Raw genomic sequence first — 9,959 nt, 5'->3', positions numbered from 1 at the left:
AATATTTTATATAAGATTAGTAATATATTCTGCAAAAGTCTCTTTTTATTAGTAAGTTATTTCATTTTTTCCGGAATGATCCTTGCTATTAGCATAGGAACCTATTTTAACTCCATTTATTATTCCTACATCTGCACCATCCTTAGGATACATTTTTCTAAGTTCAGCTTGACTTTTTTTTCTATCTTTAAGACGACTTTTATTATTATCAACCATAAAAACACCTCCTTAAATTATTAAAAAATAACTATATAATTAGTTTGTCCTTTAAATGAAAAAATATTATGGAAAGTAAAGGATTAGCTTCCGTAGAAAGAAGTATTACCATATTATTAAGAGTATATATTGAATGTTTGGACACATAATAATATTGATAATTATTATAAAGGAGGTATTAAACATGGCTAAAAATCATAAAAATCATGAGCATACTTCAAGTAATCCTAAGACAGGAAATGTAAAGGATCATATATCTTCAAAGGCAGGAATTAAATCTCCTAAGGAAAAAGAATAACTTAATATATCTATGATGTAATTAGTTTAAAATAAATAAATGGCTAATCTCAATAAAAAGATAGCCATTTATTTAAATTGAAATATAAAATTTAAATAATGAATTATATAACTAAACTTATTTAGTTATAAGATTTAATCTATATAAATAAATTAAGTCCAGCATCTTCTGTGGAAGCTAAATATGTTGCAACTCCACCAACTTCAACATTTTGAAGTAATTCTTCACGTTTAATACCCATTAAATCCATAGACATAGAGCAAGCAAGTATTTTAACTCCCATCTTAAGAGCATTAGCTATAAGAGTATCAATGTCATCTACATTATTTTTAGTCATGATATTTTTAATCATAGCAGGACCCATACCAGCCATGTTCATCTTAGATAGAGGAAGTTTTCCTGTATTGCTAGGAAGCATTATATCAAACATTTTTTCCATGGTATCCTTTTTAACGGAAGGCTTATCCTTCCTTTTTAAGATATTAAGTCCCCAGAAGGTAAAGAACATGGTAACAGGTTTACCCATGGAAGCAGCTCCGGTAGCGATTATAAAGGATGCTATAGCCTTATCAAGATCACCACTAAAAACTACAAGGGTTGCGCCATCTTTTTTTGAAGTATCACAGCTAGGTGGAGTTGCACTTCTTGTTAAATCGCAAGAGATACCTTTTTTTACTAGTGCTACAAAGGCTTTTTCTTTTTTATTAAATTCACCTTTTATAAGGGTATTTCCAGTTTTGTCACACCAGCTACTAATATCCTTCTGAAAACCAGGATCAGAAGCTTTAACTTCTAATATATCTCCATCATTTAGTTTAACCATTTCTTCAAAAACTCTACTAATAGGTCCTGGGCATTGAAGTCCACAAGCATTAAGACTTACAGCAGCTGTAGGTGTTTCTTCTATAGCAGAATAAGTAGCAGACTCACAACAACATTCTGGAGTTTTTTCTTCTAAGCTCTCTTTAGTGTTTATATTTTCTAAAGACTCCATAGAGGATTTAACGGCAGAGTAGGTTTTATAACCACCGTCTAAGTTAACGCAATTAAATCCATATTGAGAAAGTATTCTACAACCGATATATCCACGAAGACCTACTTGACAGTAAACATAAATTATTTTGTCCTTAGGTATTTTATTTAAGTTATTTCTAAGAGTACCTAGAGGGATATTTACAGCACTTTCTATATGACCAACTTCAAATTCCATCTCTTCCCTTACATCTAGTATAAATTCCTTATTAGTTATTAATGTATCAACTTCATCCCATTGAATAATATTAATTAAATTATCCATTATATTAGTTCCTATATATCCAGCCATATTAACAGGGTCCTTAGCAGAAGAATATGGAGGAGCATAACACAATTCTAGTTCAGGTAAGTCTGTTATCTTCAGATTTCCCTTTATAGCAGTAGCTATAACATCAATACGTTTTTCTACTCCATCTAGACCTACTCCTTGTGCTCCTAATATTCTTCCATCTCTTGGATTAAATAAAATCTTAAGAGAAATAGGGAAGGCACCAGGATAATAGCCAGCATGAGAATTTGGATGCAAATGAATAGCTTTATATTCTAAGTTAAGTCTTTTCAACGTCTTTTCATTATTACCTGTAGTTGCAACAGTAAGTGAAAAGACTTTTGCTACAGAAGAACCTAAGGTACCATTATATTCAGCCTTCTTACCACAGATATTATCTGCGACAATATGCCCTTGTCTATTAGCAGGCCATGCAAGTGGAATCATAGTTGGATTACCATTTATATAATCAATTATTTCTACAGCATCACCAAGAGCATAGATATTTTCATTAGAGGTTTTCATTTCCTTATTTACAATAATTGCTTTTCTATTATTTACTTTAAGTCCAGCATCTATAGCAATTTTACTTTCAGGTGCCACACCTATTGATAAAATAATCATATCTGTAGCAATCTCTTTACCGCTACTTAAGACTACCTTTTTACCGTTATTTTCAAAGGATTTAACCCCGTCTTTAAAAATTAAATTAACTCCATTTTGAATTAAATGTTCATGAACTATAGCTGCCATTTCATAGTCTAAAGGAGCCATAACTTGATCAGCCATATCTACAATGGTTACAGAAATTCCTCTTTCCTGAAGATTCTCAGCCATTTCAAGTCCTATAAATCCACCACCCACAATTAAGGCTTCCTTTGGAGCTGAATTATCAACAAAAGCTTTAATTTTATCAGTATCTGGTATGTTTCTAAGAGTGAATAAATTATTTGACTCCTTAAGTCCAGGAATAGGTGGAGTTATTGGGCTAGCACCAGGTGATAAAACGAGTACATCATAGCTTTCTTCATAAATTTGAGAAGAGATATGATTTTTTACAGTAACCTTCTTAGCTTCTTTATCAATTTTAATAACTTCGCTGAAATTTCTTATATCAATGTTAAATCTAGCACTCATGCCTTCTACTGTTTGAACTAGAAGGTTCTCTCTTTCCGTTATTGTTTCTCCTATATAATAGGGAAGTCCACAGTTGGCAAAGGAAATATACTCGCCTTTTTCAAACATAATTATTTCTAAAGATTCATCTAATCTTTTTAGACGTGCAGCAGTGGAAGCTCCGCCAGCAACTCCACCAACAATAATAACTTTTTTACTCATATTAAAGTCCCCTTTCAAAATTAAATCATATAAAATGTAGAAAATAATTAAAATATATCTCAATATTCATATATCACAATAATACGATATAAATCTTTATAAAAAAGAAGTCTAAAGAATTTCGACTTCTTAAATAATTAAAATAAAACTTCTATTAGTTCTTTTATTTTCTCATCACTAACACTATATATAATCTCCAAGCCATTACGTTGCCAATCTATAATACCAAAGGCTTTTAATTTAGCAATATGCTGTGATATAGTTGATTGAGGCATGTTTAAGCAACTTTGCATATTAGTAACATTGCTTCCACCATTATCAATGAGACCTTTAACAATACAAAGCCTTACGGGGTGGGCTAATGCTTTTAAAATATTTGCTTTTTCTTCAAAGACCTTTGGATTAGTTAAAAATGTGTCATCTTTATTCATGTTTTATATACCTCCATATCATTATATTCACATAATACGATATAGTTACAAAGGTGTCAATAAATAATAAAAAATATTTTTTATAAGAAGAATAGAGCTGCTAAGGTAGTAACAATTAAACCTAGAACTACTGGTTTAAAATTGCGATTTGCAAGTTCGAAAGGAGATACCTTGCATATGGCAGAAACAGGAATTATAGCCCAAGGTATTAAGGTACCGCCACCTACCCAAATAGCACCTAACTGTCCAAGAGCTGCTAAGGTAGCTACGTTGCCACCGGTGGCAGTTCCAAATAAATTTGCAGTGGAGCCTGCTAGAGCTATGCCAGAGAATCCAGAACCATCTAGTCCTGTGATTGCACCTACAGTAGTTACACCAAAGGCACTTAATACATTATTTAGTGGAACTGCATTAGAAAGAGCAAAACCTAAATCATTTACTATACCTAAAGAACCTGTAGGTAAATAGTTTCCTATAATAGCTGTGAATCCATCGCCACCTACATAAAAAAAGGCAGCAATTGGAACTACAACTCCAAAAACTCTAAATCCAAATTGGAGTCCTTCTACTAAATGGCTGGTGATCTTATTAAAAGAAGCTTTTTTATAAGTTTTTATAGATACTAATATAAGCACAATTAAGGTTGTACCACCGATTAGTGCTGTAGCATCTCCACCTTTTAAATTTAAAAGAAGCATTAAAAATACATCAACAACAAATAAAAGGGGAATTAATACAGCGAAGAAGGTTTTCCAGCCTTTACTTAAAAGAGTTTCATCTGTAACTTCAACTTCTTCTGAGTACTCAGTATAGGTGAGATTTTCAAGAGTTCCATTCTTCATATCTCTCTTTAATAGAATAAAGGCTGTAACTGTAGTTACAACTCCCATAATAATTATAAGAGGAACACTAGCTTTAACTACTTCAGACACAGGAATACCAGCAGCATCAGCAGTTAGTTTGGGAGCGGCTTGAATTACAAAATCTGTAGATAAGGCAATACCATGACCAAAAAGATTTATTGCTATAGCAGCACCTATTGCAGGAAGACCGGATTTAATGGCAACAGGTACTAACACTGCCCCAACTAATGCAACAGCTGGAGATGGCCAGAAAAAATAGGAAAATATCATCATTATTATACCTATACCCCAAAAGGCTATAAAATCATTTTTTATAAACTTACTAAAGGGTTCTATCATAACTTTGCTTATTCCTATATAGGAAAGAGCCTTACTTAAACTAGCAATTATAGATATTATAAGTATTGTTGGCAATAACTCTGTAATTGAGTAAATAAAGCTATTAAAAATGCTAATTAAAGATGTAGGAATAGACTTAGTGCTAATTAATGCGATTAATACTACTCCAACAATGCAAATAAGAGAGCAGTCTAATTTTTTTATCATTACTATTAAAATTAGTATTATAAAGATTAAATAAATATAATGTATTGCGGTTAATTCAATCATTTGTAGCCTCCTGATAACTTATCCTAATCTAGTAATAGAATATGCTGGAGACAGAATTAGTGTTAAAGGGCAAGATTAAAATTTTACATCATGATAAGAATTTTAATTGCTTATGAATAAAACTGTTTAAATAATTTCAAATAATATATAATAGTAATAATGTGATATTTTAGAGTAAGGCACTATCAAATAAATAATAGATCAGTTTTCTCGCCTATTTGCCACGAATACTGCGTCGTTAAAATCNNTTGGTCTATTATTTATTTTCACATGCCTAAATTAGAGATTTAAGGAGAAAAATATGAAGAGTTTTAAATTTAAACATAACGATGAAGAGTTTATTTTATCAGAGGATAATCTTTCTTATATGGAAGCTGATGAAATTGAAGGCTTTAACATAGAAAAGGTGTTAGAAATTTTAGCAGAAGCTAAAGAAAAGGTGCAATTTGATTATGAGTATTATGCTGATAATTGCGAAGAATGTAGCAATAGTGAGACTGTAGATAAAAAATATTATAGATTTTTAGAGTATCATTTTTATATGTTTATTAAAGAAGGAAAATATATAATGAGTAACATAAGCAATGACTTTGAAAATACTACTTATTCTCGATTAGAGAAGAATAGAAGTATAGATGAAAGTTATATTGTGTCTATTATAGTATGTGAAAGCTGTAGGAGCTTTACTATAGAAATTGAACAATGTGATATGTAATTAAATAAATTTGACATGTAATTAAATAATTGTGACATGTAATTAAATAACTGTGTATATTTTTAGGTTAATTTCATATACTCTTTAATGGAAGGCTATTGGAAGGAAATAATTTATAGATATTTATAGAAGTTGATGTATAAACATATAAAAACTGGATACAATCCCTAGTAGGAGGGATTGTATGTTTAAAAGATATAAAAAAAATAAAGGATTATACATTTTTATAGCCTCTGTAGGTATGATAGTTTTTTTAATTAGCTATACTGTGAGTATAGCCTTCCTAAGAAGTTCCAAGGAGAGAGGAACTGGAATTTTAGGTGAAGCAACTCAAGCTAGTTTTATGAATATGAATGATGCGGTAATTTCAGAAAAAAGCAATATAGAGTTCATATTAAACTATAAAAACTCATTAGATAAAGTGAAAATTAATGATAAATTAGACCAAACTATAAATGTAAAAAAAGATGATCTAATTGGTCTTAACCAAGAGCAGGCTGAAAAGATATTTTCTAGCTTTGGATATAAGATAGAGAAATTCACAAAAGAAAATGTGGTATTTATAAAGGATGTAGAAGGATATAACTACAAAGAAGATTCTTACTTTATAGGAATAAAGGATGAAAATATTGTTATTTACAATAAGGATTCTAATGGAGCAATAAAGGTAGTAGAAGAGAAACTGTTGAATCCTAAAGACGATGGTGGACAGTCATATTTTAAAATTAATGACATAGAGAACAGAGGTAATCTTTTGAGGACATTCTATGAAGGGCATAAAGATTATCAGTTTTCCAATATACAAGAGGCTATGGAATATGCTCAGGCTCTTTGTAGCACATAGTATCAGAAAAAGAGTGTTTCAAATAAATTTTTGAAGCACTCTTTTTCAATGTAATATTAAGGATAAGAATAAATAATATTTTTTATAAAGAAATATTATTGGTTATCAATAGGCTTAGTACCTATTATCATTTCGATGATTGTATGTGTAATAGGTATATACAAAGAGAACTACCCTTTAATGATTAAGGGATTAATAGTATCCTTATTAATATAGTAGGGTGGTGCGCATTTTTAAAGTTATATGTAAAAAATGGAAATAAGTAATTTCAAAACTATAAAGTAATTACCTATAAAGGTGATAGTTGTTCCAATCAAGTGGAATAACTATCGCTTTTTTAATAATAAAATTATATTATTTGTTAGCAAATTATATAGAAGGAAAAAGAGCATCTCATGAAGAAATAATGAACGTACATCCCAAATATTACGGTTATGAGATTGAAAGGTTTTTGAATGCATATGTGTTGGTATCTGCAGGAGTATTTATTGGAGCAAGTGCACTACCAGTTATTCCAACAGCTTTGTTAACTGAACAGGAATTCTGATAGGAATTTCAGTAGATATGTTTAAGGAAAATGTAAGTAACTAAGAAAGTGGGATTAATATTGAAAGACGATAAAAGAAAACTTATTATAGGTCCAATTTTAGCTGTTTTTGGGATGGGTTTATATAATTTATTAAAGGGTCATAATGCAATTTATATATTATTTATCGGTTTAATTATGTTATTTATTTATGGAATATATAAATTAAATAAAGGTAGAAAAGCAAAATTAGAAGAAAATATTCTATTGATAATAGGAATAATACTTATGATTATAGGTATTTTGCATCAGGCTTTTTATGATAGTTTTATAAAATATCATTTTAATTTTCTTACAATACCAATAATAATATTCACACTGCTAACAATGATGTTTGTTGTCATAGTAGTTGGTAGATGGAAATCAGGAGACAAGGCAAAGGCAAAAAAATTAATTGTAGTTAGCATAGTTACAGTAGCATCAATGGTATTAATGCTAGTATTAGCCATTGTGTGATCATAAATGAAAACTTCATATTTGAATGAAATATTACTTGATAATATTTAGCAAAAGATAAAAATAGGTAGATAAATTTTAAATTTACTATGATTAAATTGTAATTTTAACTGAATAAAGAATTATTAAAAGCCAGTAGTAGTGAATTATTCACTTTACTGGCTTTTAATGATAAGTTTAATGTAAAAAGTAACAACCGATGATTAATATAACTTGTTGTGCTAGGTGAACTTATTAATTTTCATAAAAGAATTATTTAGTTCATATATGTAACATTATATATAGCATTATAACCTTTTAAAAAGTTATAATGGAAACTATTTAAATATTTAACATTTTAACATTTTAAAATGTTGGTCCATTTATTGGAAATTGGTGGTATCTATCTTTCTATGTATGGATAAAGGTGAAATATAAATAATATTATTACCTATGATGTCTTTAATTAGCACAATAGGTTAATATATATTTAAATATGAAGGTGGAAGAATCTAACCTCAATAGAAGGAAATAATGTAGTTCATGAAGAAATAGGTAAATTAATATTTATATCAGTAGATGAAATATTAGGAGAAAAGAATCCTTATAGATATAGAGGTTATAGATATGATAATGAGACAGGGTATTACTATTTGCAATCAAGATATTATAATCCTGAGATGGGTAGGTTTATAAATGCGGATGCGTTCGATGGAAATGTAGGAGCACTGTTATCTCATAATATATTTGCTTATTGTAATAATAATCCTGTTACAGCAAAAGAACCATCTGGGTTTAGACCTGTATACACTCAGGGTGAAGAAACATCTGTGATGAGATGAGCTAGGGCTATGGCAAAGGCCGCACAAAAGCACCTTCACAGAGTTTGCCAATGAGTGGTGCGAAGGCAAATTCCAAACAAAAAACATAAAATGAGCAAACAGTAAGAAAATATGACGAATATGGTAGAGCGAAAAGGGATACACATTATGGGCATCCTGATCATCATCCAAAACTTAAAATCCCTTACTTTCATGATTGGGAATGGGATGGTGATATGCCACATAGAGGTGAGGCTTATGATATAGTTCAAGGTGTATGTAGTGTAGGATTAGTTGCTGTATGTGCAATTGGAATAACCATTATAGTAGCTGATGATTTCTTGGTTGTTCCACTTGGATCAGGTATAGGAAAAGGAATGACTATAATTTTGGGAGGTTAATATGATTAGAGGATTAAGATTTAAAATACCAAATGAATATAATTTTTTTATTAACAAAATAACTGATGGAATAAATAAGGATAATTATGTTTGGAGAATTAGTGAAGACCAGGTATTTCTTGAGAAAGGTGATTTTTTATTTGATTCAGATATATATATTGGGCAAGAATTTAATGAAATAATTTCTAAATCACCATACTATCTTGCTGCTCTAAATCTTCAAGTTTTTCCTTGTGAGACTAATATCCAACAAGTAAAAAATTATAATGAATTCTTAAATAGTAACTGTGAACTTGTATTTTTAATGTGTGATACTATCTATGTGGATATATACTCGAAATCTATGAAGATTATTGAAATTATAAGGCTAAATGCGCAAAATAACAATTTTCAAGAAATAGAATATATAACTGATGAAAATGATAGAATAAAGGAATTTGAATGCATGTAATAGTAGCAGTTATATTATTTATAAAAATATAGTTTTGCTCTAGGAGGTTCAATGCAAGTTATATCAAAGGTTTGAATGTGGTGGAAGTTCGGAAGTCTGGAGGTCAAGAATAATCAATTTGATAAGATTTTATTAAATCGTGTTAATTATCCAATTTACTCAATTAATATAACTTACAATTTTAAGTAATTATTATATGGCACTTTAGTGAAATCCTAGATTGTGATATATATTAAAAATATACCTATGATTTAGCAGATAGATTAGTAGAAACAGAAGACTCTAATGGAACTCAAGCTGTTTTTTAATAGGGATAGAGTCAACAGGTTATTATTGAAAGAAACTAGCATGTTTTTTTGAATGAAAAAAAGAATTTTGTTAAAGAGAGTTTGACACTTTATTTAGAATGATTATATTGAAAAAAGATATTGCTTAAGATACAATTAATAGCGTGATGTAGAATGTAAATGTCTATTTGTGGTGAATGAAAAAGTGTGATATATATATAATGTAACTTTTAATTCAATATTATTAATTATTATTGTGTATTTATACAATTTATAATTAGTAAAGAACTACTGAGAAGTATTGATAAAATCAAAGTATTATTGATATCAGGTATCTGGAAATAAATAACAAGTCAAAGAT

At 29.4% G+C, this 9,959-nt stretch carries 11 protein-coding genes; 7 read left to right on the top strand and 4 right to left on the bottom strand.

The window, feature by feature from the left end:
• Positions 1–48 precede the first annotated feature (48 nt).
• The 4 genes from B3W71_RS05445 to B3W71_RS05430 form a co-directional block, all read right to left on the bottom strand.
• Positions 49–216 carry a hypothetical protein gene (locus tag B3W71_RS05445; protein WP_346887928.1) on the bottom strand — a complete coding sequence of 56 codons (168 nt, stop codon included), beginning with the start codon at positions 214–216 and terminating at the stop codon, positions 49–51.
• Positions 217–653: 437 nt separating this feature from the next.
• Positions 654–3,155, bottom strand: coding sequence for a CoA-disulfide reductase (locus tag B3W71_RS05440; RefSeq protein ID WP_346887927.1), 2,502 nt, complete (start codon positions 3,153–3,155; stop codon positions 654–656).
• A 137-nt stretch (positions 3,156–3,292) separates the two neighbouring features.
• Positions 3,293–3,586 carry a metalloregulator ArsR/SmtB family transcription factor gene (locus B3W71_RS05435; RefSeq protein ID WP_346887926.1) on the bottom strand — a complete coding sequence of 98 codons (294 nt, stop codon included), beginning with the start codon at positions 3,584–3,586 and terminating at the stop codon, positions 3,293–3,295.
• A gap of 80 nt (positions 3,587–3,666) precedes the next feature.
• Entirely contained in the window at positions 3,667–5,058 is a 1,392-nt protein-coding gene (locus B3W71_RS05430; RefSeq protein ID WP_346887925.1) for a hypothetical protein, read from the bottom strand.
• Between the two features lie 301 nt (positions 5,059–5,359).
• Here B3W71_RS05430 and B3W71_RS05425 point away from each other — a divergent pair, with 301 nt between their 5' ends.
• The 7 genes from B3W71_RS05425 to B3W71_RS05395 all read left to right on the top strand — a co-directional run bounded on the left by B3W71_RS05425 (position 5,360) and on the right by B3W71_RS05395 (position 9,311).
• Positions 5,360–5,773 carry a DUF3785 family protein gene (locus tag B3W71_RS05425; RefSeq protein WP_346887924.1) on the top strand — a complete coding sequence of 138 codons (414 nt, stop codon included), beginning with the start codon at positions 5,360–5,362 and terminating at the stop codon, positions 5,771–5,773.
• A 184-nt stretch (positions 5,774–5,957) separates the two neighbouring features.
• Positions 5,958–6,617 carry a hypothetical protein gene (locus tag B3W71_RS05420; RefSeq protein ID WP_346887923.1) on the top strand — a complete coding sequence of 220 codons (660 nt, stop codon included), beginning with the start codon at positions 5,958–5,960 and terminating at the stop codon, positions 6,615–6,617.
• Positions 6,618–7,023: 406 nt separating this feature from the next.
• Positions 7,024–7,164, top strand: coding sequence for a hypothetical protein (locus B3W71_RS05415; RefSeq protein ID WP_346887922.1), 141 nt, complete (start codon positions 7,024–7,026; stop codon positions 7,162–7,164).
• Between the two features lie 60 nt (positions 7,165–7,224).
• Positions 7,225–7,659, top strand: a complete 435-nt coding sequence (locus B3W71_RS05410; protein ID WP_346887921.1) for a hypothetical protein — start codon at positions 7,225–7,227, stop codon at positions 7,657–7,659.
• A 500-nt stretch (positions 7,660–8,159) separates the two neighbouring features.
• Positions 8,160–8,480: an RHS repeat-associated core domain-containing protein gene (locus B3W71_RS05405; protein ID WP_346887965.1), complete on the top strand. Its 321-nt coding sequence runs from the start codon at positions 8,160–8,162 to the stop codon at positions 8,478–8,480.
• 215 nt (positions 8,481–8,695) lie between these two features.
• Complete coding sequence (locus B3W71_RS05400) at positions 8,696–8,860, top strand: hypothetical protein (RefSeq protein ID WP_346887920.1); 165 nt, start codon at positions 8,696–8,698, stop codon at positions 8,858–8,860.
• A gap of 1 nt (position 8,861) precedes the next feature.
• Complete coding sequence (locus tag B3W71_RS05395; protein WP_346887919.1) at positions 8,862–9,311, top strand: DUF2691 family protein; 450 nt, start codon at positions 8,862–8,864, stop codon at positions 9,309–9,311.
• Positions 9,312–9,959 lie beyond the last annotated feature (648 nt).

Source organism: Clostridium sp. UBA1056 (assembly GCA_002316385.1).
Lineage (GTDB): Bacteria > Bacillota > Clostridia > Clostridiales > Clostridiaceae > Clostridium_J.
The sequence above is the reverse complement of the archived record's forward strand: the minus strand, read 5'-3'. Positions and strand labels throughout refer to the sequence as shown.